Origin of the sequence: Rhodosalinus sp. K401 (genome assembly GCF_041365735.1) — a bacterium.
GTDB lineage: Bacteria > Pseudomonadota > Alphaproteobacteria > Rhodobacterales > Rhodobacteraceae > Rhodosalinus.
In genome coordinates, this window is the sequence record NZ_JBGFSI010000003.1 from 238,009 (window position 1) to 262,896 (window position 24,888).

Below are 24,888 nucleotides of genomic sequence, written 5' to 3' on the forward strand. Positions count from 1 at the left end.
CAGCAACTTGCCAAGCCGCCAGCGGGAGGGCTAGGAAAGGTCATGATGATCTACCTCCCCATCGCCGAGGTTTCGGTGAACGCCTTCCTGCTTCTGGGGCTCGGCGGGCTGGTGGGGGTGCTCTCGGGCATGTTCGGCGTAGGCGGCGGCTTCCTGATGACGCCGCTTCTGTTCTTCATCGGCATCCCGCCGGCCGTCGCGGTCGCCACCGAAGCCAACCAGATCGTCGCCTCCTCCTTTTCCGGCGTGCTCGCGCATCTGCGGCGGCGCACCGTGGACCTGCGGATGGGGGTGGTGCTGCTCGTGGGCGGCCTTTTCGGGGCCGCGCTCGGGGTCTGGATCTTCAACATCCTGAAGGCGCAGGGGCAGGTCGATCTGCTGGTGCGGCTCTGCTACGTCCTGTTTCTCGGCGTCGTGGGTGGCCTGATGTTCGTCGAAAGCCTCGGCGCGATGCGCAAGGCGCGCACCGGCAGCCCGCCACCGCGACGGAAACGGCAACGCGGCTGGGTGCACATCCTGCCCTTCAAGATGCGGTTTCGGACCTCGGGCCTTTACATCTCGGTCATTCCACCGCTCATCGTGGGTGTTCTCGTGGGCATTCTCGCGGCCATCATGGGCGTCGGCGGCGGTTTCATCATGGTGCCGGCGATGATCTACCTGCTCGGCATGCCGACCAAGGTCGTGGTGGGCACGTCGCTCTTCCAGATCATCTTCGTCACCGCCTTCACCACGCTTCTGCACGCGGTCACCAACTTCACGGTGGACATGGTGCTTGCCGTGCTGCTGCTCGTGGGCGGCGTGATCGGCGCGCAGGTGGGCGCGCAGCTCGGCACGCGGCTCAAGGCAGAGCAGCTTCGCGTCCTGCTGGCGCTCATGGTGCTCGCGGTCTGCGGCAAGCTTGCGCTCGACCTGCTGATCCAGCCCTCGGAGCTCTATTCCGTCGCCGTGCCGGAGGGTCACTGATGCTGCGCCTCGTGCTCGCGCTCGTGCTGCTCGCCCTGCCCGTCCGGGCCGAGGAAGTCGTGCTGGGGCTGAGCCGCGACACCGTTTCCATCAGCACCAACTTCGAAGGCTCGGAGATCCTGATCTTCGGCGCCGTGAAGCGAGAGACGCCCGCCCCCACCTCCCCTCCGCTCGAGGTCGCGATCACCGTCTCGGGGCCGACCGCGCCCGTCACGGTGCGCCGGAAGGAGCGCGTTCTGGGGATCTGGGCCAACACCGCGTCGGTCACGATCGACAGCGCGCCATCCTTCTACGCGGTGGCGACGAGCGCCCCGCTCGAGGAGGTGCTCACCGAGACCGAAGATCTGCGCCGCAAGGTCTCGGTGCCGCGCGCCATCCGGTCGGTGGGCGCGCCGCCCGACGTGCAGGACGCGCAGACCTTCACCGACGCGCTGATCCGGATCCGGACGCGCGAGGGTCTCTACCAGCTTCTGGAGGGCGCGGTGGAGGTGACGGACCAGACGCTCTTCTCGACCGCCATCGCGATGCCCGCCGACCTGACCGAAGGCGCCTACGCCACGCGGATCTTCCTCACGCGCGGGGGCGAGGTCGTCGCCGCGTTCGAAACCCAGATCGAGGTGCGCAAGGTCGGGCTGGAGCGCTTTCTCTACACGCTCTCGCGCCAGCAGCCGCTGGTCTACGGGCTTATGTCGCTGGCCATCGCCATCGCCGCGGGCTGGGGCGCCTCCGCGGCGTTCCGCATCTTCAGGCCCGGCTAGGGCTCATTCCACGGGGTTCTGTGCCCCGGCGAAGAACAGCAGCGCCCCGTCCTGGTCGTAGATCGGCCGGATCCGCAGCCGGTTGAGGAAGGGCGTCCCGTCCTTGCGGTAGTTCAGGATATCGATCGAGAACCGAGTCTCGGCCCGGAGCGCGTGGCTGATCGCCGCGATCGCGTTCGGATCCGTGTTCGGTCCCTGCAGCAGGCGGCAGTTGCGGCCGATCACCTCCTCGGGCGCATAGCCGGTCTGGCGCTCGAATTCCTCGCTCACGAAGATCATCGGGTTCTGCGGCTGGAACGGGTCGGAGAAAACGACGCTCATTTCATGCTCGTCCTCTTCCAGAAGCGAGTGCAGATAGGCGTCGTCGAACGCAGGATCGTTCATCGGGCGTTTTCCCTGGCGGCATCACGGACAGGATCGGGCCGCGGTTCTTCGCAAAAAGACCGCGACCTCGGTCGTATCAGGGGCGGGAGATTCCTTCCAGCGCCAAGCCGCCGCCTTGCCGATACGTCAACCAGTCCAGCACGTCGCGGGCATTCCGGTCGGGCGGGAAGACCGGGTAGAAGACCTTCACGATGCGCCCGGCCTCGGCGATGAGGGCGAGGCGTTTCCACAAGAGCGCGCCCTCGACCTCGAAGGAGGGCAGCCGGAGCGCGGCGCCGAACAGGTGATCTACGTCCGAAAGCAGCGGGAACGGCAGGTCGAGCCGCGCCGCGGCTTCGCGCTGGTATTCCGTATCCTGGGTGGACAGGCCGAAAACGTGGTCCGCCCCGGCCGCGCGCAACTCCCGGAAATGATCGCGGAAGGCGCAGGTCTGCGGCGTGCATCCCCGCGCACCGGGGATCTCGTTCCAGCCTTCGGGCAGCGCCCGGCCCGGCCGTCCGGTCCGCGGGTAGACGTAGAGAACGACCCGCCCCTCGAGCCGCGAAGCATCGACCGTTCCGCCCGAGGTCGCGGGCAACGCGACCGCCGGCAAAGCCATTCCCTCGAGATGCGCCGCGGCGCCATCGTCCTCGGGCGCGGGGATGGCGGACCAGTCGACCTCGGTCAGGGACATCAGGCGGCCTCGGTGGCAGGCATGCGCAGCCCGAGGATCTCGCGCGCCTCGCGCCATGTCGCCACGGGCCGTTCGTGCTTTTCGCAAAGCTCCACGGTGCGCTGGACCAGCGCGGCGTTCGACGGAGCGAGCCTGTCGCGATCGAGGCGCACGTTGTCCTCGAGACCCGTGCGCGTGTGCCCGCCCGCGGCGATGCACCACTCGTTCACCTCGAGCTGGTGCCGCCCGATCCCGGCCGCGCACCATTCCGCGTCGGGTGCAAGGCGCTTCACCGTGTGGATGTAGTAGTCGAAGACGTCCCGGTCGGCCGGCATGGCGTTCTTCACCCCCATGACGAACTGGACGTAGAGGCGCCCGGGGATCCTGCCCTCGCGGTTCATCTTCGCGGCCTGGAAGATGTGGGAGAGGTCGAAGGCCTCGATTTCCGGCTTGATGTCGTACTCCCGCATCTCGGCGGCGAGCCAGTCCACCAGATCGGGCGGGTTCTCGTAGACGCGGGTGGGGAAGTTGTTGGAGCCCACCGAGAGCGAGGCCATGTCGGGCCGCAGCGGCAGCATCCCGCCCCGGGCCTTGCCCGCGCCCGAGCGCCCGCCCGTGGAGAACTGGAGGATCATGCCGGGGCAGTGCTTCTCCAGACCCTCCTTCAGGCGCGCGAATTTCTCGGGGTCGGAGCTCGGCGTCTCGTCGTCGTTGCGCACATGCGCATGGCAGATCGCGGCGCCCGCCTCGAAGGCCGCCTGGGTCGATTCGGTCTGCTCCTCGACGGTGATCGGCACGGCCGGGTTGTTGGCCTTGGTGGGCACGGAGCCCGTGATCGCCACGCAGATGATGCAGGGTTTGGTCATGATGTTCTCAGATATCCAGGAAGACGGTCTCGTGCGCGCCGGCAAGGCGGATGTCGAAGCGGTAGAGCGGCTGGCCGTCGCGCTCTTCGCGCTTGGCGACCATCGTGTCGCGGCGATGCGCCTGCTCCACGAGCCCCAGCACCGGGTCGGCGGCGTTCGCGTCGCCCTCGTCGGAGAAATAGGCGCGGGTGTTGAGCCCGAGATTGATGCCCCGCGCCACGATCCAGAGCGACAGATGCGGCGCCTGCACCCGGCCCGAGCGCCCTGGCACCGGGCCGGGCTTCACCGTCTCGAAGGAGAAGAGACCGGTCTCGAAATCGGTGATGACGCGCCCCCAGCCGCGAAAGCCCGGCTCCACCTCGCCGTGGCGGGGATCTTCCGGGTGGGCGTAGATGCCCGCGGCGTTGGCCTGCCAGACCTCGATCAGCGCGTCGCGCACGGGCGCGCCCGTCCCGTCGAGGATGAGGCCCTCGACGCGGATGCGCTCTCCCGCCGCCTCTGGGCCGGCGATGTCGTGGCCGAGCTCGCGTTCGTAGATGTCGAAGCCCGCCGCGCCGGGGGCGAGGCCGATATGGACGTAGGGCCCCGCGGTCTGTGAAGGGCTTTCCCGCAGGTAATGAAGCTTCTGCACCATCTCAATTGCCCTCCAGCCGGTTCTCGAAAAGCGTGGAGCGCCGCCCGCGGAGCACGATGTCGAAGCGGTAGGCGAGGCAGTCGAAGGGCACCGAGGCGTTCATGTCGAGCGCGGCGACGAGCTGCTCGATGGCCGCGGGATCCGGGATCGTCTGCACGATCGGGCATTTCGGGATGAGCGGGTCGCCCTCGAAATACATCTGCGTGATGAGCCGCTGCGCCCAGCCCGTGCCGAACACCGAGAAATGGATGTGCGCGGGGCGCCAGTTGTTCTCCCAGTTGCGCCACGGGTAGGCCCCGGGCTTCACGGTCCGGAAGAAATAGTAGCCCTCCGCGTCGGTGAGCGTGCGCCCGCAGCCCCCGAAATTGGGGTCGATGGGCGCGAGGTAGCTGTCGTTCCCGTGGCGGTAGCGCCCGCCGGCGTTCGCCTGCCAGATCTCGACCAGCGTGTTCGGGACGGGCCGCGCCTCCTCGTCGAGGACGCGGCCGTGCACGATGATGCGCTCGCCCACCGGCTCGCCGTCCTTGGCGTAGTTCAGGATCAGGTCGCGGTCGATCTCCTGGACGTCGTCGGGCCGGAAGATCGGGCCGGTGATCTCGCTCCGCGTGTTCTCGATGGCGAGAGCGGCCAGACGCGGGCTGCGCGCCACGGAGGACTTGTATCGCGGCGCGTGGGCGGGCGGGTGCCGCTGCCGGTCGCGCTGGAAGAATTCTCCGTCGTGGCGCCTCATGTCTCCACCCCCATCTCGGCGTAGGTCTCCTTCACGATGCGGATCGCGTGGTTGGCGCGCGGAACGCCCGCGTAGATCGCCACGTGCAGCATCGCCTCCATCACCTCTTCGGGGCGTGCGCCGGTGCGCGCCGTGGCACGCACATGCATCGCAAGCTCCGCGTCGTTGCCGAGCGCGGCCAGCAGCGCCAGCGTCAGAAGCGACCGGTCGCGGCGTGCGAGCCCTTCGCGGGACCACACATGGCCCCAGGCCGCCTCGGTGATGAGATCCTGAAACGGCGCGTCGAAGGACGTCCTGGCCGCCTCGGCGCGGTCCACATGGGCGTCGCCCAGCACCTCGCGCCGGGTCGCCATGCCCTTATCGTAGCGTTCGCTCACCCTTTCCTCCCCATGGCAACAGCTAGGCCGGAACGGCATCGGAAGTCCACCGGACGGGCGCGGTCAGCCGCCCTCGGGCCGTTCGGCGATCCGTGCGCCGTCCTCCAGCCCCGCGGCCGGGTAAAGCACGACCCGGTCGCCTTGCGCCAGCCCCTGCGTCACCTCGGCCGCCTCTGCGTTCCTGCGGCCGATGCCCACCGGCCGAAGCGTGGCGCGGCCGTCGCGCGCCACGAACACCGCCCAGCCGTCGCCGTCGCGGAACAGCGCCGCGGCGGGCACGCGCACCACGTCCTCGCCGCGCCAGACGACGATGTTGACCTCGACGCGGTAGCCGTGGGCCAGCGATGCCTCCCGCGCCTCCGGATCGTCGAAGGCGATGCGGACACGCACGCGCTGCTCGTCCACGCCGAGGGCGGACACCTTCGTCACGCCGAAGGGGGCGATCCGCCGCACCTGGCCGGCAAGCGGCGCACCGCCCCAGTCGTCGATCACAACGGGATCGCCCACCCCGACCTGCACGGCGTCGGCCGACAGAAGCTCCGCCTCGATCTCGAGGTCGCGGCGGATATCGCCGATCTCCAGGATGGGCGCACCGGCGCCGAGGGTGGTCTCGCTCTCCTCGAAGACCTGCAGAACCACCCCGTCGATGGGCGCGTAAAGGGGGATGTCGTCCTCGCGGTCGGTGGCACTTTCCCGGAGATCGCCCGCGACACCGTCGAACCCGATGAGCTGCGCCCGCGCGGTGCCGAGTTCGGCCTCGCGCATGGCGATGGCGGCGAGCGCGGTCTCCAGCCGCGCGGCGGCCGCGCGCGCCTCGGCCACGGCGCGCTGGACGGCCTGCTCGCTCGCGTTGCCCTGCTCGGCAAGGCGCTCCGCGCGCGTCCGCTCGGCTTCGGCGAGTTCCAGCGCGGCCTCTGCGGCACGGCGCTCGCCCTCGGCGACGCGAAGCGCGGCGCGCGCGGCGTCGAGCGCCGCGACGGCCTGCTCGCGGCTGCGCAGATCATAGGCCGCGGGGTTGACCGGGCTCATCCGCGCGACGACGGTCGCGCCGCGCTCGACCGGGTCGCCCGGCTCGACCGAAACGCGGGAGAGCCTGCCCCCAACCGGGGCGGAGACCACGTAGCTGTCGCGCACCCGTGTGCGGCCCTCCTCGGTGATCCGCACCTCCAGGGGGCCGCGTGTCACGCGATCCAGATTGACAAGCGTGGGCCGCGGCCAGAACGCGGCGGCCAGAAGCCCGCCGACGACCAGCGCCGCCGCGAGTGCCAGGACGCCCCGGCCGATCCTTCGTTTCGCCATGCGCTCACTCCCGCGTCTTGAGCACCGCCAGGATGTCGGCCCGGGCGATGTCGCGCCGTACCAGCAGGCCGGACACCAGCAGCGCGGCGAGAACCACAAGCGCGGCATAGCCATGACTGGCGGCGCTGAACAGGGCCTGCACCTGATAAAGCTCGTTCGAGAAGGCCGCCGCGATCACCAGCGTGAGCCCGTAGCCCACCGCCGATCCGATCGGCAGGGCAAGGAGCGTCACGACGACGAGCTCGCCCAGGAGCACGAAGGTCACCTCGCCGCGCGAGAACCCCATGACACTCAGCGAGGCGAGGTCGCGCGCGCGCTCGGCATAGGCGATGCGGGCCGCGTTGTAGACCACGCCGAAGGCCACGATGAAGGCGAGCGCCATGTTGATGAAGCGCATGGTGCCCATGCCCGAGTCCATCAGCTCCTGAAGCGCGGCGCGCGCCTCCGCCTTGCTGCTCGCCCCGGCCACGAAAGGCATCTCCGCGAGCGCCTGCACGAGTGCGTCCGACTGCGCCGCGTCCACGGTGAGCAGCGCATCGCTTGCCCGGAACCCCTCGCCCAGCGCGCGGTTGAGCGCCGAGAGTTCGAGATAGGCCGGCGTCCCGATGGCCGACGCGGCCACCGCCGCCACCGGCAGGCGCAGCACCGGCCGCGCCCCCTCGCGCAGTTCGGCCTCGATCACGTCGCCGGGCGCCGCGCCGAGGATATCGGCGAGCGCGTCGCCGAGAACGAGGCCGTCGGCGCGCAGCGGGACGGCGCGTTCCTCCTCGTCGAGCGCGCGGAACAGCTCGGGCCGCTCCACGAGGCCCGAGATGGCGCCGCGATGCGTCTCGAGCCCGTGCCGGAACGCCACGGGGACATGCCGCTGGGGCTCGACCGCCCGCACCCCCTCCATCCGGGCGATCCGGTAAAGGGCCGCTTCGGAAAGCGGGTGGGTGAAGGTGACCGTCACGTCGCTGCGGTTCACCACCTCGAAGCCGAGGCGCACCGTGCGCTCGAAGCCCGCGTGGATGGTGATCATGGCGGCGCAGAGCCCCATGCCCACGGCGATGCCGGCCACCGCGCCGCCCATCCGGAGCGGCTGGCGGGTGAGCCGGCGCAGCACCATGCGCGTGGGCTGGTCGAGGCGCGCGGCGAGGCCGGCCCCGATCCGTCCCGCGCGGCTGTAGTCGGGCGGCGCGGGCGGGCGCATGGCCTCGGCGGGCTGAAGCCGGAAGACCTGGCGCAGCACGACGAGCCCACCCGTGGCCGCAGCCGCCACGCTCACGGTTCCGCCGAGAACCACCGCCGCCGGGTCGAGGCGGAAGACGAGGAACGGGAACTTGAAATACTGGATGTAGAGTGACACCGTCGCCCGCCCGAGCGCCAGCCCGGCCAGCGCGCCGAGAAGCGCTCCCGCGAGCGCGATGGCCAGCACGAACTTGGCGTAGTGTCCCGCCACTTCGGCGTCGGTATAGCCGAACGCCTTCAGCAGGCCGATCTCCTCGCGCTCGGCCTGCACCATGCGCCAGACGACGATGTAGAGAAGGAAGGCGGCGATTGCGAGGAAGGCCGGCGGCACGGCCCGCGACATCATCTCGAGCCCGCGAATCTCCTCGCTGACAAAGCGGTTCGACGTCTGCTCGGCCAGCGGATAGGCGCCCTGCCCGCCATAGGGCTCGAGAAGCCGGTCCACCGCGTCCAGCACCGGTGGCGCCCGCGCGCCGCGCTGCAGGCTCAGGATGGCCTCGTTGAACGCGCCTTCCATGTCGTAGAGCGCCGCGACCGCCTTGTGCGGCATCCAGATGACCCCGAAGCGCGCGTCGTCCGGCGCCAGCTCTCCGGGCGGGGTCGTGTAGAGGAACTCGGGCGACTGCGCGAGCCCGACGATGACGAAGCTGCGGCGCGTGCCGTTCATGGTGGCGGAGAGCCGGTCGCCGGGGCCGAGGCCGTTCGCCCGCGCGAAGCTTTCCAGCACCAGCACCTCGTCGTTGCGCCCCGGCGCGGGGCGGCTGCCTTCGGCCAGGCGCAGGCCGTTCAGCGCGGCCGGCGTGTCCTGCGGCAGCGAAAGCGCCACCGCCTGCACCGGCAAGGCCCGGCCCGGCAGGTCGATGCGCCCCGCGCCGCGGATCCGTCCCTCGGCGCGCGCGACGCCCGGCAGCTCCGCGAGATCGTCGAGGACGGCGCGCGGCGCGCGCTCGAGCGGCGCGAACACGTCGGCCAGCCCGTGACGTTCGTAATAGGCGCGCCGCGTCTCGTCGAGCGACAGCACGAGCCCAGTGAACATCACCAGCACCATGACCCCCACCGCGATCACCGCGGCGATGGCGGCCACCTGGCCCTTCGCGGCCCAGAGATCGCGCAGGAGCTTTCGGTCGAGGGGGCTCACCACTCGATCTCCTCGGGGTCCGCCTTTTCGGCGTTGCGGGTCCGCTCGGCGATGCGGCCATCGTGGAAATGCAGCACTAGGTCCGCCATGGCGGCCGTCGCTGCGGCGTGGGTGACGATCAGCACCGTCGTGCCGAGGCGCGCGTTCACGTCGCGCAGGACTCGCAGGACGGCGCGCCCGGTGGTGCTGTCGAGCGCGCCGGTGGGCTCGTCACAGAAGAGCACGTCGGGCCGCTTCGCCACGGCGCGCGCGATCGCCACCCGCTGCTGCTCCCCGCCGGAGAGCTGGCTGATGAAATGCTCCCGCCGCTCCGAAAGCCCGACAAGGCCTAGCGCCTCGCCCGGGTCGAGCGGGTCGCGGGCGATCTCGGTCACGAGTTCCACGTTCTCCTCCGCCGTGAGGCTCGGCATCAGGTTGTAGAACTGGAAGACGAAGCCCACGTGATCGCGCCGGTAGCGTGTCAGGTCGCGGTCGGACATCTCGTGCAGCGCGCGGCCTTCGAAGAACACCTCGCCCTCGCTGGGCCGGTCGAGGCCGCCGAGGATGTTGAGAAGCGTGGACTTGCCGCTGCCCGACGGGCCGAGAAGGACGGCCATTTCGCCCTTCGGGATTTCGAGGTCGACACCGCGCAACGCGTGCACCGCCGCGCGGCCCTCGCCGTAGACACGCGTCACCCCGCGTGCGTCGTAGGCCAGTTCCGGATCTGCGCTCACGGATCCCGCCCCCAGTTCTGCGCTGCGGCTGCAGGATATCACCGACGGGCGGGCCCGAACAATGCCGCCCGCAGCGGCCGGCGCTACCGCGGCGCCATCCGGATCGCCCCGTCGAGGCGGATCACCTCGCCGTTCAGCATCGGGTTCTCGACGATGTGCCGGGCGAGCGCGGCAAACTCCACCGGATCGCCCAGCCGCGGGGGAAAGGGCACCTGCCGGCCGAGGCTGTCCTGGACCTCCTGCGGCAGCCCCTTGAGAAGCGGCGTCAGGAAAAGTCCCGGCGCGATGGTGCAGACCCGGATGCCGTGGCCGGCGAGATCGCGCGCCATGGGCAGGGTCATGCCGACAATGCCGCCCTTCGACGCGGCGTAGGCCACCTGTCCCACCTGCCCCTCGTAGGCGGCCACGGAGGCGGTGTTGACGATCACGCCGCGCTCGCCGTCGGCGCCGAGGGGCGCGAGCGCCGCCATGAGCGCCGCGCCCTGCGAGGCGCAGTTGAAGCTGCCGATCAGGTTGACGCCGATCACTTGCGCGAAGAGCGCGGGATCGTGCGCCGCGCCCTTCGAGACCGTCTTCGCCGCCGGGCCGATGCCCGCGCAATTGACCAGGATGCGCGGCGCGCCCGCGCCGTCCACGACGGCCGCGAAGCCCGCGCGGACACTCTCGGCGTCGCTCACGTCCACCGCGTGGAAGCGGCCGGCGATCTCGGCGGCGACCCGTTCGCCCTTCTCCGCGTCGCGGTCGAAAAGCGCGACCCGCGCGCCGGCGGCCGCGAGCCCCCGCGCCACCGCCTCGCCGAGGCCCGAGGCCCCGCCGGTGACGACCGCTACCATGTCCTGTCCGATCTGCATGGCACCCTCCTCGCTCTGGCGCCTGTTTTCCGTCCCGGCATGGCGGTGTCAACCGGCGAGGCCCGGCGCGTTGACCCTTCCCGACCCCCCGGCTACCGTCGCGCCGCATCGAGCGGGGAGGCGGGACATGAGCGAAATCGAGGCGGTCAACGACGTGATCACGGTGGAACGCGCGGGGCCGGTCGCGCTCGTGTGCATCGACAACCCGCCCGTGAACGCCGCGGGCCACGCCGTACGTGAGGGGCTGACGACCGCCATCGCCGCGCTGGAGGCCGACATGGACGTGCGCGCCATCGCGCTGTATGCCGCCGGGCGCACCTTCATCGCCGGCGCCGACATCCGCGAGTTCGGCCGCCCGCCCGAGGATCCCTGGCTGCCGGCGGTGTGCAACGCGCTCGAAGCCTGCGCGAAGCCCGTGGTCGCGGTGCTGCACGGCACCACGCTCGGCGGCGGGCTCGAGGTGGCGCTCGGCTGCCACTACCGGATCGGCGTTCCGGGCCTCAAGGTCGGGCTGCCGGAGGTGACGCTCGGCATCCTGCCGGGCGCCGGCGGCACCCAGCGCGCGCCGCGGCTTGCCGGCATCGCCTTCGCGCTCGAGATGATCACCTCAGGCCGCCAGGTTCCCGCCGAAGAGGCGCTGGAGGCCGGGCTCATCGACGAGATCCGCGAAGGCGAGCCGCGCGACATCGCCCTCGCGGCCGGCGCCGAGGCGCTCGAGGGGCGGATCGAAACGCGGCGCACCGGCACGCTCGAGGTGGCGCCCGACGACGCCGCCATCGCCGAGATGCGCGCGCGCATGGCCCGGCGCCATCCCCTGCTCTTCTCGCCGCACAAATGCGTGGACGCCGTGGCCGCCTGCACGAAGCCCATCGAGGAGGGGCTCGCGATCGAGCGCGCGCTTTACGAGGAATGCCAGGCGAGCCCGCAGCGCGCCGGGCTGGTGCACGCCTTCTTCGCCGAACGCGCGGTGGCCAAGGTGCCGGAAGCCGCCCACGCCGCCCGCGAGATCGGCCGCGTGGGCGTGATCGGCGCTGGCACCATGGGCTCGGGCATCGCCACGGCGCTGCTGCTCGCGGGCTATCCCGTCACGCTGGCGGAGGTGAACCCCGAGGCGCTCGCGCGCGGGCGCGGGACGGTGGAGAAGAACCTCGCCGGCGCGGTGACGCGCGGCAAGCTGACCGAGGCGGGGCGGGACGAGGCGCTGGCCCGGCTCGAGACGGCGACGGACCTCTCCGCCCTCGCCGATGCAGATCTCGTCGTCGAGGCCGCCTTCGAGGAGATGGGCGTCAAGACCGAGATCTTCGGCACGCTCGACCGCGTGCTGAAGCCCGGCGCGGTGATGGCCACGAACACCTCCTACCTCGACATCGACGAGATCGCCGCGGCGACCTCGCGGCCGGAGGATGTGCTCGGCCTGCACTTCTTCTCGCCCGCCCATGTCATGAAGCTTCTGGAGGTGGTCGTCGCGGCGAAGACCGCCCCCGAGGTCGCCGCCACGGGCTTCGCGCTCGGCAAGACGCTTCGCAAGGTCGCGGTGCGCAGCGGCGTCTGCGACGGCTTCATCGGCAATCGCATCATGCAGCACTACCGCAAGGCCGCCGATCACATGCTGCTCGACGGCGCGGATTTCGACCGGATCGACGCCGCGCTCGAGGCGTTCGGCTTCGCCATGGGGCCCTTCCGCGTGCAGGATCTCGCTGGGCTCGACATCGGCTGGACCTATCGCAAACGCCACGCCGCCACGCGCCCGCCCGAAGAGCGCTACGTCGCCATCGGGGACCGGCTTTGCCAGGAAGGCTGGTTTGGCCGCAAGGCGGGCCGGGGCTACTACCTTCACGAGGACGGCGACACCCGTCCAAACCCCGACGCGCAGGCGATCGTGGCCGGGGAGCGCGCCCGCGCCGGGATCGCCCCGCGCAGCTTCACCGACGAGGAGATCGTCGCCCGCTACATGGCCGCGATGATCGCCGAGGCCGCGCGCGTGGTCGAGGACGGCACGGCGCTACGCCCCATCGACGTGGATGCCGTGCTGCTCTTCGGCTACGGCTTCCCGCGCTTCCGGGGCGGACCGATGCACTACGCCGACAGCGTGGGCCTGCCGGAGCTGGTTCGGCGCATCGAGGGCTACGCCGCCCAGGACGCGCATTTCTGGCAGGTGCCGCCACTTCTGCGGAAGCTCGCGGACGAGGATGGGCGCTTCGCCGATCTGAACTCCTAAGCGCCGGCTTCCCCGGGACGCCGGAGGGTGAGGCCGGCCCGCGCGGCCGGCCGATCAATCCGGGCCGGTGGCGGCTTCCTCCTCGAACCAGTCGAGGAAGGCGCGGGAGGCCGGCGTGTCGGCGTGGCTTGGCGGCGGCAGCAGGAAATAGCCCTCGCTGAGCGGCGGCGCATGGTCGAAGGGCCGCACCAGGCGCCCTTCGGCGATCAGATCGCGGACCAGCGTGTCGTGGCCCATGGCGACGCCGGCCCCGCAGAGCGCCGCGTTGATCGCGATGACGTAGGTAGAGGCGCGGTTGACCTCTTCGCTTCGGGAGAACGGCCGGCCCTGCGTGGCGAACCAGGCCTCCCAGCTGCCCGTGACGCCGGCGCAGTCGAAGAGCGCCGCCGTGTCGAGCGTCACCGCGCCCTCCTGGTAGCCCGGGGCGCAGACCGGGTAGAAGCGATCCTGCGTCAGCCGCCTTGCATGGGCCGACATGTCGCCCGCCCGCCCGAAGCGGATCTCGAGCGCGGCCTGCGGCGCGTTGCGTTCCGGGTCCCAGATGGGCGTCACGATGTTGAGCACGAGCCAGGGATGCGCCGCGTAGAGCCGCGGCAGGCGCGGGGCGAGCCAGAACACCGAGAAGCCCATGTTGCACTGCACCACGAGATGCCGGCCCCGGTCGCCGCCGGTGAAGGCCCGCGTGCCGTGGGCGAGCAGGTCGAACGCCTCGCGCACGATCGGCAGGTAGTTCGCGCCCGCCTCCGTAAGCTCGAGCGCCCGGGTCTTGCGGACGAAAAGCTCCCGCCCGAGGAAGGATTCCAGGCTCCGGACATGCTGACTCACCGCCGACTGGGTCAGGTGCAGCTCCCCCGCCGCGCGCGTGAAGGAGAGATGCCGCGCCGCCGCCTCGAAGGCGCGCAGCCAAGTGAGCGGAGGCAGGCCGGGGGTTGTCATGGCGGCGCACAACCCATGCATTAATCCTGTTAATGCAATGACCCCGAATTCATCTCTTGTAAAGTGCCGGCCCTCGCTTTCTCGTCCGGATGAAGTCCGCCGACGGAGAGAACGCATGCTGCATCACGCCCCTGCCCGCCCCGAAGCCGAGCGCGCCCATCGGGCCGAACGGGTAGACCTCGCCGCGGCCTTCCGCTGGACCGCGCGGCTCGGAATGCACGAGGCGGTTGCCAACCATTTCAGCCTCGCCGTGAACGAGACGGGGACGCGGTTCCTGATGAACCCGAACCAGATGCATTTCGCGCGCATCCGCGCCTCGGACCTTCTCCTGCTCGACGCGAACGACCGCGACACGATGGCCCGCCCGGGCGCGCCGGATCCCACCGCCTGGGGGCTGCACGGCGCGATCCACCGCCTGGTGCCGCATGCCCGCTGCGTGATGCATGTCCACGCGATCCACGCCACCGTGCTCGCCTGCCTGAAGGATGCGCGCCTGCCGCCCATCGACCAGAACACCGCCACCTTCTACCGGCGCGTCGTGATCGACGAGCAGTTCGGCGGGCTCGCCTTCGAGGAGGAGGGAACGCGCTGCGCGGGGCTGCTCTCCGACCCCAAGTGCAAGGTTATGGTCATGGGCAATCACGGCGTCCTCGTGATCGGCGAGAGCGTCGCCGACACCTTCAACCGCCTCTACTACTTCGAGCGCGCCGCCGAGACCTATATCCGCGCGCTCCAGACCGGCCAGCCGCTTCGCGTCCTCTCCCACGAGGTGGCCGAGAAGACCGCGAAGGAGCTCGAGGATTACCCCGGCCAGGCCGACGCCCATCTCGGCGAGCTGAAGGCGATCCTCGACGCCGAGGGCAGCGATTACGCCAGCTGATATCCGGGAGAGTCCCACGATGACATCGACAGACGCGCCCCGCCTCGGCCCGCAGGGCCTTCACCTTCCCCTGCCCGGCGGCGAAGCCTACTTCAACTACCACTGGCTGCGCGACGCCGACCCGACCTGCATCGACCCGGTGACGCGCGAGCGGGTCTTCGACATCTCCGCGCTGGATGCGGCCCCGCGCGCCCGCGCCGCCCGGATCGAAGACGGCGCCCTCGTGGTCGATTGGGAGGGCGAGGCGCTGGTGACGCGCCTTCCGCTCGAAGCACTCGCCCATGTCGCCGAGCGCGGCCACGCGCCCGACCCGGCGGAACTGCCCCGCCGGCTCTGGCACGGCAATCACTACCCGGACTTCCTGCGCGTGCCGCAGGCGGAGGTGCTGAGCTCCCCCGACGCCCGCGCGCGCCTCGCCCACGCCCTCATCGAGGAGGGCATCGCCCTCGTCACGGGGATGGAGGACAGCGACGAGAGCCTCACCCGGCTCGTCGAGACGCTGGGCCCCGTCACCCCCTCGGCCGAGGGGCTCTACTTCGACGTCCGGCTGGAGATCGCGCCCACCAACCTCGCCTTCACCGCGGGCGCGCTCGAGATGCACACCGACCTGCCCGGCGAGGAGGCCGCGCCCGGCGTCCAGTTCCTGCACTGCCGCGCCAATTCGGTCGAGGGCGGGCGGAGCCTCTTCCTTGACGGGGCCGCGGTGGCGGAGGCCTTCCGCGCCGAGCATCCGGAGGATTTCGCGCTGCTCGCCGGGCACGACGTGCCCTTCTTCTACCGCCACGAGACCTGGGACTACCGCGCCCACCAGCGCATCATCGAGCTCGACCACAAGGGGCGGGTCACCGGGCTCACCATCTCCCAGCACCTTCAGGACGACATGGACCTGCCGCAGGAGCTGCTCGACAGCTTCTACCCCGCCTTCTGCCGCTTCCTCCGGATGCTGCGCGAGGATCGCTTCCTCGCCCGCTTCCGGCTGAACGCGGGAGAGTGCATCGTTTTCGACAATCACCGCGTGGTGCACGGCCGCGAGGCGTTCTCGGCCGAGAGCGGCGCGCGCCACCTGCGCGGCTGCTACACGGACCGGGGCGCGCTGCGCTCCACCTACCGCGTGCTCGCCCGGCGCGGCCATGACGGGCGCCGCGCCGAGACCGCCGGGCAGCCCGTCGGCGCGCCCTTGGCGCAGACAGGCTGACCGCCCGCGCCGGATCGCTTGACCGGGAGGGCAAACCCGCTCATATCCCCCCGCATGACCGAGCTTTCCCGCATTCGCAACTTCTCCATCGTCGCCCATATCGACCACGGGAAATCCACCCTGGCCGACCGGCTGATCCAGCTTACCGGCACCGTGGCCGAACGCGACATGAAGGAGCAGCTCCTCGATGCGATGGACATCGAGCGCGAGCGCGGGATCACCATCAAGGCCAACACCGTCCGCATCGACTACCCCGCCGAGGACGGGCACACCTATGTCCTGAACCTCATCGACACGCCCGGGCACGTCGACTTCTCCTACGAGGTCAGCCGCTCCATGCAGGCGGTCGAGGGCTCGCTTCTCGTGGTGGACGCGACCCAGGGCGTGGAGGCGCAGACGCTCGCCAACGTCTACCAGGCGATCGACGCGGATCACGAGATCGTCCCCGTCCTCAACAAGATCGACCTGCCCGCCGCGGACGTGGACCGCGTGGCCGAGCAGATCGAGGACGTGATCGGCATCGACGCCACCGACGCGGTGCAGATCTCCGCCAAGACCGGCATGGGCATCCCCGACGTGCTGGAGGCGATCGTCACCCGCCTGCCCCCGCCGAAGGAAGGCAGCGCCGAAGCGCCGCTCAAGGCGATGCTGGTGGACTCGAAATACGACCCCTATCTCGGCGTCGTCGTCATCGTCCGCGTCATCGACGGGGTGCTGAAGAAGGGCCAGCGCATCCGCATGATGAAGACGGGCGGCACCTACGACGTGGACCGCGTCGGCGTCTACCGCCCCGCCATGGTGGACGTGGGAGAGCTCGGCCCGGGCGAGATCGGCTACATCACCGCCTCGATCAAGCAAGTGCGCGACACCCGCGTGGGCGACACGATCACCACCGAGAAGAAGGGCTGCGAAACGCCGCTGCCGGGCTTCAAGCCCTCGATCCCGGTGGTGTTCTGCGGCCTCTTCCCGGTGGATTCGGCGCAGTTCGAGGATCTGCGCGACGCGATCGAGAAGCTCGCGCTCAACGACGCCTCCTTCACCTACGAGATGGAGACCTCGGCCGCGCTCGGCTTCGGCTTCCGTTGCGGGTTCCTGGGGCTTCTCCACCTCGAGGTGATCCGCGACCGGCTGGAGCGGGAATACGCCATCGAGCTCATCACCACCGCGCCCTCGGTGGTCTATCACCTCTACATGAAGGACGGGGAGATGAAGGAGCTTCACAACCCCGCCGACATGCCCGACCTCACCCATGTCGAGCGGATCGAGGAGCCGCGGATCAAGGCCACGATCCTCGTGCCCGACGAGTACCTGGGCGACGTGCTCAAGCTCTGCCAGGACCGCCGCGGCATCCAGCTCGACCTCACCTATGCCGGCTCGCGCGCGATGGTGGTCTACGACCTGCCCTTGAACGAGGTGGTGTTCGACTTCTACGACCGGCTGAAATCCGTGACGAAGGGCTATGCCAGCTTCGACTACGAGATCATCGGCTACCGCGAGGACCGGCTGGTGAAGATGCAGATCCTCGTGAACGACGAGCCGGTGGACGCGCTCTCCACCATGGTCCACCGCGACCGGGCGGAAAGCCGGGGCCGGGCGATGTGCGAGAAGCTAAAGGACCTCATCCCCCGCCACATGTTCAAGATCCCGATCCAGGCGGCGATCGGCGGCAAGGTCATCGCGCGCGAGACGCTGGCCGCACTCCGCAAGGACGTGACGGCAAAATGCTACGGCGGGGACGTGACGCGGAAGAAGAAGCTTCTGGAGAAGCAGAAGGCCGGCAAGAAGAAGATGCGCCAGTTCGGGAAGGTCGAGATCCCGCAGGAAGCGTTCATTTCGGCGTTGAAAATGGATGGGTGACGTTTTGCAAACGACTGAAATTCTTAGATCAAGACGCTCTGCGCAAATTTATATTTATTGACGTCCCATCACTTAGTTTCCAAGCCTTGCTGCGATAATTGCAGCCCCGTATCAGAGGCGTTGTGTTCTCATTACGGCGGGCACGCATTCTCACGCCAACAGCACAAATCACCAGATCATCTGCCTGCGGATGCTACATGGACTCCACAAACAAGCTGGGCATATGCTTTCGGTAGTTCTTAAGAATTTCAGCAAGGTTTTCATCGCAAACATCCACGCACTCCTGAATCAGGTAAGCAAAATAGTCGACGTCCAACTCATCGCCCTTGATAATTAATTCAGTTACGAACTTCATCTTTTGCATGGCACTATCTATATCGGCCGGCGCAAGCTCCAAAATTTGGTGCTCAAGCGATCTAAGATGATAACGCCAAAGACTGAGTTTCGCATCCAGATCTTCCAGTTCCTCGACTTCAGGATCCACGGCTGGCGCCGTTGTTGCAGCGTGAAGTGGGCGTGAAAAAACATTTAGCGGGAGACGGAAACGGCGCGCTAGTTCGGCACGACGCCGAGCAGTCGAAAGATCAACGTTGTATTTCCGGATAGACATTCCCTGATTTTTGGAGCCTCGACATTCCGGACGGAGCGGATTGGTTTCTTTTTTCGCTTCAATTAGTAAACTTCCATCTTCATATTCGTATATGTCAGGTGCCGGCTTCTTGCGGCACGCGAAATCGCGAGCCTTCGCCTCGATTTCTTCGGTGGCAACTTCAATTGTTCGCTCAAAATATCTATATTGATTTATTAGATCGATTATTTTTTCTTCTTTCTCCTCTGCTTTCTGCAAGGGCGCACCATTCTTTTTTCCTTTTCTCCAAAACGTCATCACATATTCCCCTCAGTTCACACCTGTCTTCTATCCAGCGACTCTTCTTCTGGTAGCATGGTGAAAACTGCAATCCACTTTAAGATGTTTTTTGGGTAAGTTTCCAGCATCATTATGGCGATCAGCCATCTTGATTAACAAAATCTTAACGCAATTTGCCTCGCGTTAGTCCGTGGCATTCGGACAACTTTCCAATTTCCGCTTCGACAGGCTCCTTGAGTCGTATGCTTCCTCTTCAACTGGTCCAGATACTCTCTCCGAGAGGGTATGAGTAACCCTAATATCACCCCTCAGGTTGCACAAGCCCGCGACCTGACCCAGATCAAGGCCGGCCCGCCCCTCCGTCAGCTACCAACGCTTCGGAAACGCCATAGCCGAAGGATCCACACATGCTGGCCCTCACCCTGATGCTTCACATCTTCATCGGCGCCACCGTGGCGGGCGCCGCGATCATCGCCGTGCTGGTGGCCGGGTTCGGCACCACCTGGCCCATCGTCATCGCGGGGCTGGCGGGCTTCGTGCTCTCCTTCCCGGTCTCCTGGCTGGTGGCCAAGCAGCTTTACGAGCGCGACGAGGGCTGAGCGCCGCCCGTGCCGCGCGTCGTCGTCCTCACCGGGGCCGGGATCTCGGCCGAATCCGGGCTCGGCACCTTCCGCGACGCGGGCGGGCTCTGGGCGCAGCACCGGATCGAGGACGTGGCCACGCCCGAGGGCTTCGCCCGCGACCCGGCCCGCGTCCACGCCTTCTACAACGCCCGCCGCGCCCAGGCCCGCGCCGCGCGGCCGAACCCCGCGCACCTGGCGCTGGCCCGGCTGGAGGCCGCGCTCGGGGAGGCGTTCCTGCTGGTCACGCAGAACGTGGACGGGCTTCACGAGGCGGCGGGCGCGCGCAACCTGCGCCACATGCACGGCGCGCTCGACCGGGCGCTCTGCGCCGCCTGCGCCCAAGGCTGGGAGGCGCCCGAGACGATGGCGCCCGAGGATCCCTGCCCCGCCTGCGGCACGCCGGCCACGCGGCCCGACGTCGTCTGGTTCGGCGAGATCCCCCACCACATGGAAGAGATCGGCCGCGCGCTCGCCGCCTGCGATCTCTTCGTCTCCATCGGCACCTCCGGAGAGGTCTACCCGGCCGCGGGCTTCGTGCAGGAGGCGGCGCTCAATGGCGCGCGGACGCTGGAGCTGAACCTGGAGCCCTCGGCGGGTTCGGCCTTCTTCGACGAGGCGCGGCACGGGCCCGCCTCGCGGATCGTGCCGGCCTGGGTGGAGGAGGTGCTGGCGGCCGGGGGCTGAGCCCCGGCCGGCCGCCGTCGTCAGTTGGTGGTCTGGCCCATGCCGTGGCCCGCGCCGTGCCCCATGCCGTGGCGCGGCTTGCGCTCGAGGTCCACCGGCACCTCGACGGTCACCTCGCCCGCCTCCTCGAACTCGAGGGTGAGGGTGACGCTGTCGCCCTGTTCCATCGGCCCCGAGAGGCCGAGGAACATGACGTGGTGCCCGCCACGCGCCATCATCAGCGTGCCGCCGGCGGGGATCGCGAAGCCTTCCTCCACGTGGATCATGCGCATCACGCCCATCTCGTCTTCCTCGTGGGTGTGAAGCTCGGTCCTTTCGGCCACGTCGGAGGACGCGCCGATCAGCCGGTCATCGGTGTCCGAGCGGTTCTCGATCACCATGAAGGCGGCGCCGGAATTGGCCATCATGCCCGAACTCCTGGCGTAGGGGTCAGTCACCGCGATGCTGTCCTGGGCGGCGGCGGGAAGGGCCGTGGCCAGCGCGCAGGCGGCGGCCAGAAGGGTCGTCCTGAAGGTCATGTCTGTCTCTTTTCGGTCTCGGTGCGTGTTTCCTGGTGCTCTCGATCACGCCGCGCGGGGCGGATCGCGGGCCGAGACCGGAGAGTGCCGCGCCGCGACGGGCGCGGGCACGGCCGTCCGGGCGAACCGAACCGTCAGAAGATCGGGCGCCCGCGCGCGCGCCTGCGGCGCGGCCGGCGCCGCCGCGATCAGGGAGAGCGCGCAGTCGGGACAGATATGGGCGGGCCCTGCCGGGTTTCCCTCGGCATCGACGGCCACGGTGACGAGCCCCGCGCCGGTGCAGATCACCATCTCCCCCGCGGCCGACGACTGCCCGCGCGCAAGCGCCATAGCCTGTGCCGTCAGAACGACGCAGAGGGCCAGAAGAAGGGCTGCCAGGGGACGCAGGCGGTCGCTCATCGGCCGGCATCTACACACATTCGCCCGCCGCCGGCAACTGCGTCAAACGCGACGCGGCCCCGCCCGTTTCCGGGCAGGGCCGCCTGCGAGGGATGCGCCGTGGCGTTCAGGCCTTTTCGGCCAGCGCCTTCTCGACGTCGCGCTTGATCTTCAGCGCGTTGGCCGACAGGTCGGCCTCGCGCGCCTTCATCAGATAGGCGTCGATCCCGCCACGATGATCCACGGTGCGCAGCGCCGCGGCGGAGATGCGCATCTTCACCGGGCGGCCCAGCGCCTCGGACTGCAGCGAGACGTCGTTCAGGTTCGGCAGGAACCGGCGCTTCGTCTTGTTGTTGGCGTGGCTGACATTGTTGCCGACCATCGGCCCTTTTCCGGTCAATTCGCAACGGCGCGACATGGCATCCTCGTGCATTAAACGAAATGGGGCGCCACCCTGCCCAGCGCGGGGGCGCCCGAAAACTGATTGCCGCGTTGAACATCAGCGGGGGCGGGGTGTCAAGGCGGAATCACCACCGGCCCGGCATGGCGGGCGCGACGCCGGCCCGCGGCTCAGAACTCGTCGAGCAGGCGCGCCGCCGCGCCTTCGGGCGTGGCCTCGCCCGCGCGGACCTTGCGGGTCATCTCCTCCATCCGGGCGCGCATGCCGGGTTCGGATGCGAGGCGCGCCAGCAGGCCCTCGCGCACCTCGGCAGCGAACCATTCCGACGCCTGTTCGGCGCGGCGACGATCGAAGTGCCCGGCCTCCCGCCGCCAGCGCGCGAGCGCCTGCATCTCTTCCCAGGCGGCCACGAGCCCGGTGCCTTCATGGGCCGACACGGTCAGCGCCTTTGGGAAGCCCTCGGGGTCCTGCGGGCGCTTGCGCAGAAGCCGCAGCGCGCCCGCGTAATCGGCGCAGGTGCGGGTGGCCGCGGCCTTCAGCTCGCCGTCGGCCTTGTTGACGAGAATCAGGTCCGCGATCTCCATGATGCCGCGCTTCACCCCCTGCAACTCGTCGCCGCCCGCCGGGGCGAGCAGCAGCACGAAAAGGTCGGTCATCTCGGCCACCACGGTCTCGGACTGGCCCACGCCCACCGTCTCGACCAGCACCACGTCGAAGCCCGCCGCCTCGCAGAGCGCCACCGCCTCGCGCGTGCGACGGGCGACGCCGCCAAGCTGCGACTGCGCCGGCGACGGGCGGATGAAGGCGCGGGGCTCCCGCGAAAGCCGCTCCATCCGCGTCTTGTCGCCCAGGATGGACCCCCCCGAGCGGGCGCTGGAGGGGTCGACGGCCAGCACGGCGACGCGCAGCCCCTGTTCGGTCAGCATGAGGCCGAACGCCTCGATGAAACTCGACTTGCCGACGCCGGGCGTGCCCGAAAGCCCGATGCGCAGCGCCTGCCGGCCGTCGCGCCGGAGCGCCTCCAGCAGGGCGACGGCGTCGGACCGGTGATCCGCGCGGCGGCTCTCGATCAGCGTGATCGCGCGGGCGAGCGCCCGCCGGTCTCCGGCGGCGACGTCACGGGCGAGGGTCTCGATGTCCATGCTGGGCTCCGCTGCTGTCCCGGACGCGCACTTGATCGCAGCGCGCGCGGCGTGTCCAGCCCGTCGGCGCGCGGTGGACGCGCGGAGCTCCCTGACCGATAACCGGGCCATGCCGACGCTCCCCGCCCCTCGCGATCCGCTGCCCATCGACGCCGCGCTGCCAGAGCTTCTGGAGGCGCTCCGCAAGCGCGGCCGCGCCGTGCTGGAAGCGCCGCCCGGCGCGGGCAAGACCACCCGCGTGCCGCTGGCGATGCTGGAGGCCGGCATCCCCCGGGCGGGGCGCATCGTCATGCTGGAGCCCCGCCGCCTGGCCGCGCGCGCCGCGGCGGAGCGGATGGCCGAGACGCTGGACGAACGGCCCGGCCAGACCGTGGGGTACCGCATCCGCGGAGACACGAAGGTTTCCGCCGCCACCCGCGTGGAGGTAGTCACGGAAGGTGTGCTGACACGGATGATCCAGTCCGACCCCGGGCTCGAGGGCTTGGGCGCGGTGATCTTCGACGAGTTCCACGAACGCTCGCTCAACGCGGACCTGGGCCTCGCGCTCTGCCTCGAGATCGCGGGCGCGCTGCGCGAGGACCTCGTGCTTCTCGCCATGTCCGCCACGCTCGACGCCGCGCCGGTCGCCGCGCTGATGGAGGCGCCCGCCCTCCGGTCCGAGGGCCGCGGCTTCCCGGTGGAGACGCGCTGGCTCGAGGCGCCGGTGCCGAAAGGCCGGCGGCTCGAGGAGGCGACGGCCGACCTCGTCGCCGGCGCCGTCGGCGAGACCGAGGGCGGCGTTCTGGTTTTCCTGCCGGGCGAGGGAGAGATCCGCCGCACCGAGGCGCTGCTGCGCGGCCGGCTGCCCGCGGACTGCGTGCTGCGGCCGCTTTTCGGCGCGATGCCGTTCTCCGCCCAGCGCGCCGCCATCCGCCCCGAGACCGGGGGCCGGAAGATCGTGCTCGCCACGTCGATCGCCGAGACCTCGCTCACGATCGAGGACATCCGCGTCGTGGTGGACGCGGGCCGGGCGCGCCGGGCGCGCTTCGATCCGGGGTCGGGAATGTCCCGGCTCGTGACCGAGCGGGTGACCCGCGCCGAGGCCGCCCAGCGCGCCGGACGCGCGGGCCGGGTCGCGCCGGGCGTGGCCTACCGGCTCTGGACGAAGGGCGAGGAGGGCGCGCTCGCCGCGCATCCGCCGGCCGAGATCGAGGCCGCCGACCTTTCCGGGCTCTCTCTCGAGCTGAAGCTCTGGGGCGCGGACCCCGCGGCGCTGCCCTTCCTGACCCCACCCCCCGAGGGCGCCCACGCCGAGGCGCTGGCGCTTCTGGGCATGCTGGGCGCGCTCGATGATCGGGGCGCGATCACCGCGCATGGCCGCCGCCTCGCGCATCTGCCGCTGCACCCTCGGCTCGGGCACATGCTGGCGGTGGCCGGGCCGGGGGCGGCGACGCTCGCCGCGCTCCTGGCCGAGCGCGACCCCCTGCCCCGCGCCGCCCCGGTGGACCTCGCGCTGCGTCTGGAGGCCGTCGCCGATCCACGCCGTTTCGCGGAGCGCCGTCCCTGGACGCCGAACCGCGCCGCGGTAGACCGCATCCGCACCGAGGCGGCGCGGCTTGCGAAAGCCGCCGGTGATGCCGCGGACGAGGCGCTTTCGACCGCCGCCATGGCCGCGCTGGCCTACCCCGACCGGATCGGGCTTCGGCGCAGGGGCGCGGCGCCGCGCTACCTTCTGTCCGGCGGCAAGGGCGCGGTCATGGCCGAGGAGGATCCGCTCGCCGCGCAGCGTCTGATCGTCGTCACCGACCTCGACGGCGATCCGCGCGAGGCGCGCATCCGGCAGGCCATTCCCATCGCGGAGTCCGAACTGCGCCAGCTCTTTGCCGACCGCATCCGATGGCAGAGTGTCTGCGACTGGTCGCGACGCGACCGTCGCGTGGTCGCGCGTCAGCAGGAGCGGCTCGGCGCGATCGCCCTCGACGACCGGCTGTGGCGCGATGCGCCGCAGGAGGACGTGGCGCGCGCGATGCTCGACGGCGTGCGCGAGCTCGGCCTGCCGTTTTCGGACGCCGCGCGGCGGTTCCAGGCCCGGGTCGCGCTCGGCCGAGACGCGGGGCTCGACCTGCCCGACCTTTCCGACGCCGCGCTGATGGCCACGCTTGAGGCCTGGCTGCTGCCCCATCTCGGCGACATCCGCACCGCGGAGGCATGGCGCGGCTTCGACCTGCTGCCCGCGCTGCGGGCCCGGCTCGACTGGGCGCAGGGCCAGGCGCTCGACCGCGAGGTGCCGGGGGCCTTCACCACGCCGCTCGGGCGCAAGTTGCCCATAGACTATTCCGGCGAGGCGCCGGAAATCGCGCTGCGCCTGCAGGAAATGTTCGGCCAGACCGCCCATCCCACGGTCGCCGGCCGGCCGCTTCGCGTGACGCTCCTGTCCCCCGCCGGCCGGCCGGTTCAGACGACCATGGACCTGCCAGGTTTCTGGACCACCTCCTATGCCGAGGTTCGAAAGGAGATGCGCGGGCGCTACCCCAAACACCCCTGGCCCGAAGATCCCAGGGTGGCCGATCCGACCCTGCGCGCCAAACGCCGAAAAACGTAGGCCATTTACAAAA

The 24,888-nt window shown here is 69.9% G+C and carries 25 protein-coding genes; 9 read left to right on the plus strand and 16 right to left on the minus strand.

Going from position 1 to position 24,888, the window contains the following annotated elements:
- The first annotated feature begins 42 nt into the window (after nt 1–42).
- Entirely contained in the window at nt 43–963 is a 921-nt protein-coding gene (locus tag AB6A66_RS05430) for a sulfite exporter TauE/SafE family protein (protein WP_371037478.1), read from the plus strand.
- On the plus strand, nt 963–1,721 hold the full coding sequence (locus AB6A66_RS05435) for a TIGR02186 family protein (protein WP_371037479.1): 759 nt from the start codon (nt 963–965) through the stop codon (nt 1,719–1,721). The genes AB6A66_RS05430 and AB6A66_RS05435 overlap by 1 nt, the downstream gene beginning before the upstream one ends.
- Nucleotides 1,722–1,724: 3 nt before the next feature.
- Here the strand turns inward: AB6A66_RS05435 and AB6A66_RS05440 are convergent, their stop codons facing one another.
- The 10 genes from AB6A66_RS05440 to AB6A66_RS05485 all read right to left on the minus strand — a co-directional run bounded on the left by AB6A66_RS05440 (nt 1,725) and on the right by AB6A66_RS05485 (nt 10,595).
- Nucleotides 1,725–2,105, minus strand: a complete 381-nt coding sequence (locus tag AB6A66_RS05440; protein WP_371037480.1) for a PAS domain-containing protein — start codon at nt 2,103–2,105, stop codon at nt 1,725–1,727.
- Nucleotides 2,106–2,181: 76 nt separating this feature from the next.
- Nucleotides 2,182–2,778, minus strand: a complete 597-nt coding sequence (locus tag AB6A66_RS05445; RefSeq protein WP_371055081.1) for a peroxiredoxin — start codon at nt 2,776–2,778, stop codon at nt 2,182–2,184.
- Nucleotides 2,778–3,623, minus strand: a complete 846-nt coding sequence (locus tag AB6A66_RS05450; RefSeq protein WP_371055082.1) for a 3-keto-5-aminohexanoate cleavage protein — start codon at nt 3,621–3,623, stop codon at nt 2,778–2,780. The genes AB6A66_RS05445 and AB6A66_RS05450 overlap by 1 nt, the downstream gene beginning before the upstream one ends.
- A 7-nt stretch (nt 3,624–3,630) precedes the next feature.
- Complete coding sequence (gene pcaG / locus AB6A66_RS05455) at nt 3,631–4,257, minus strand: protocatechuate 3,4-dioxygenase subunit alpha (RefSeq protein WP_371037483.1); 627 nt, start codon at nt 4,255–4,257, stop codon at nt 3,631–3,633.
- Between the two features lies 1 nt (nt 4,258).
- Nucleotides 4,259–4,987: a protocatechuate 3,4-dioxygenase subunit beta gene (gene pcaH / locus AB6A66_RS05460; protein ID WP_371055083.1), complete on the minus strand. Its 729-nt coding sequence runs from the start codon at nt 4,985–4,987 to the stop codon at nt 4,259–4,261.
- A complete protein-coding gene (gene pcaC, locus AB6A66_RS05465; protein WP_371055084.1) occupies nt 4,984–5,403 on the minus strand; it encodes a 4-carboxymuconolactone decarboxylase in 420 nt (139 codons plus the stop codon). The genes pcaH and pcaC overlap by 4 nt, the downstream gene beginning before the upstream one ends.
- A 24-nt stretch (nt 5,404–5,427) precedes the next feature.
- Nucleotides 5,428–6,663: an efflux RND transporter periplasmic adaptor subunit gene (locus tag AB6A66_RS05470; RefSeq protein WP_371055085.1), complete on the minus strand. Its 1,236-nt coding sequence runs from the start codon at nt 6,661–6,663 to the stop codon at nt 5,428–5,430.
- 4 nt (nt 6,664–6,667) lie between these two features.
- Entirely contained in the window at nt 6,668–9,031 is a 2,364-nt protein-coding gene (locus AB6A66_RS05475; protein WP_371055086.1) for an FtsX-like permease family protein, read from the minus strand.
- Complete coding sequence (locus AB6A66_RS05480) at nt 9,028–9,744, minus strand: ABC transporter ATP-binding protein (RefSeq protein WP_371055087.1); 717 nt, start codon at nt 9,742–9,744, stop codon at nt 9,028–9,030. The genes AB6A66_RS05475 and AB6A66_RS05480 overlap by 4 nt, the downstream gene beginning before the upstream one ends.
- 83 nt (nt 9,745–9,827) lie before the next feature.
- Entirely contained in the window at nt 9,828–10,595 is a 768-nt protein-coding gene (locus AB6A66_RS05485) for an SDR family NAD(P)-dependent oxidoreductase (protein ID WP_371055088.1), read from the minus strand.
- Between the two features lie 127 nt (nt 10,596–10,722).
- Here AB6A66_RS05485 and AB6A66_RS05490 point away from each other — a divergent pair, with 127 nt between their 5' ends.
- On the plus strand, nt 10,723–12,813 hold the full coding sequence (locus tag AB6A66_RS05490; protein ID WP_371055089.1) for a 3-hydroxyacyl-CoA dehydrogenase NAD-binding domain-containing protein: 2,091 nt from the start codon (nt 10,723–10,725) through the stop codon (nt 12,811–12,813).
- A 54-nt stretch (nt 12,814–12,867) separates the two neighbouring features.
- Here AB6A66_RS05490 and AB6A66_RS05495 read toward each other — a convergent pair whose 3' ends face one another.
- Nucleotides 12,868–13,749, minus strand: coding sequence for a LysR family transcriptional regulator (locus tag AB6A66_RS05495; protein WP_371055090.1), 882 nt, complete (start codon nt 13,747–13,749; stop codon nt 12,868–12,870).
- A gap of 115 nt (nt 13,750–13,864) precedes the next feature.
- On the opposite strand from AB6A66_RS05495, the gene AB6A66_RS05500 reads away from it, so the two are divergent.
- From AB6A66_RS05500 to lepA, 3 genes are read left to right on the plus strand one after another with little or no spacing between them, the layout of a single operon-like run.
- The gene (locus tag AB6A66_RS05500; RefSeq protein ID WP_371055091.1) at nt 13,865–14,629 is read left to right on the plus strand and encodes a class II aldolase and adducin N-terminal domain-containing protein; all 765 of its coding nucleotides are present in this window, start codon (nt 13,865–13,867) and stop codon (nt 14,627–14,629) included.
- Nucleotides 14,630–14,648: 19 nt separating this feature from the next.
- Nucleotides 14,649–15,824, plus strand: a complete 1,176-nt coding sequence (locus AB6A66_RS05505) for a TauD/TfdA family dioxygenase (RefSeq protein WP_371055092.1) — start codon at nt 14,649–14,651, stop codon at nt 15,822–15,824.
- A 54-nt stretch (nt 15,825–15,878) separates the two neighbouring features.
- Nucleotides 15,879–17,681 (plus strand): translation elongation factor 4, encoded by a 1,803-nt coding sequence (lepA, locus tag AB6A66_RS05510; RefSeq protein WP_371055093.1) that lies wholly within the window; start codon nt 15,879–15,881, stop codon nt 17,679–17,681.
- Between the two features lie 193 nt (nt 17,682–17,874).
- Here the strand turns inward: lepA and AB6A66_RS05515 are convergent, their stop codons facing one another.
- Nucleotides 17,875–18,567: a hypothetical protein gene (locus AB6A66_RS05515; protein ID WP_371055094.1), complete on the minus strand. Its 693-nt coding sequence runs from the start codon at nt 18,565–18,567 to the stop codon at nt 17,875–17,877.
- A gap of 389 nt (nt 18,568–18,956) precedes the next feature.
- On the opposite strand from AB6A66_RS05515, the gene AB6A66_RS05520 reads away from it, so the two are divergent.
- Both AB6A66_RS05520 and AB6A66_RS05525 read left to right on the plus strand, forming a co-directional pair.
- The gene (locus AB6A66_RS05520; protein ID WP_371055095.1) at nt 18,957–19,148 is read left to right on the plus strand and encodes a CTP synthetase; all 192 of its coding nucleotides are present in this window, start codon (nt 18,957–18,959) and stop codon (nt 19,146–19,148) included.
- A gap of 9 nt (nt 19,149–19,157) precedes the next feature.
- Nucleotides 19,158–19,856: an NAD-dependent deacylase gene (locus AB6A66_RS05525; protein ID WP_371055096.1), complete on the plus strand. Its 699-nt coding sequence runs from the start codon at nt 19,158–19,160 to the stop codon at nt 19,854–19,856.
- A gap of 20 nt (nt 19,857–19,876) precedes the next feature.
- On the opposite strand, the gene AB6A66_RS05530 is transcribed toward AB6A66_RS05525, so the two are convergent.
- The 4 genes from AB6A66_RS05530 to meaB all read right to left on the minus strand — a co-directional run bounded on the left by AB6A66_RS05530 (nt 19,877) and on the right by meaB (nt 22,294).
- Nucleotides 19,877–20,374: a copper chaperone PCu(A)C gene (locus AB6A66_RS05530; protein ID WP_371055097.1), complete on the minus strand. Its 498-nt coding sequence runs from the start codon at nt 20,372–20,374 to the stop codon at nt 19,877–19,879.
- Between the two features lie 45 nt (nt 20,375–20,419).
- Entirely contained in the window at nt 20,420–20,773 is a 354-nt protein-coding gene (locus tag AB6A66_RS05535; RefSeq protein ID WP_371037499.1) for a hypothetical protein, read from the minus strand.
- A 106-nt stretch (nt 20,774–20,879) separates the two neighbouring features.
- Entirely contained in the window at nt 20,880–21,170 is a 291-nt protein-coding gene (gene rpmB, locus AB6A66_RS05540) for a 50S ribosomal protein L28 (protein ID WP_371037500.1), read from the minus strand.
- A 152-nt stretch (nt 21,171–21,322) separates the two neighbouring features.
- The gene (meaB, locus tag AB6A66_RS05545) at nt 21,323–22,294 is read right to left on the minus strand and encodes a methylmalonyl Co-A mutase-associated GTPase MeaB (RefSeq protein ID WP_371037501.1); all 972 of its coding nucleotides are present in this window, start codon (nt 22,292–22,294) and stop codon (nt 21,323–21,325) included.
- Between the two features lie 109 nt (nt 22,295–22,403).
- On the opposite strand from meaB, the gene hrpB reads away from it, so the two are divergent.
- A complete protein-coding gene (gene hrpB, locus AB6A66_RS05550; RefSeq protein WP_371055098.1) occupies nt 22,404–24,875 on the plus strand; it encodes an ATP-dependent helicase HrpB in 2,472 nt (823 codons plus the stop codon).
- Nucleotides 24,876–24,888: the final 13 nt, after the last annotated feature.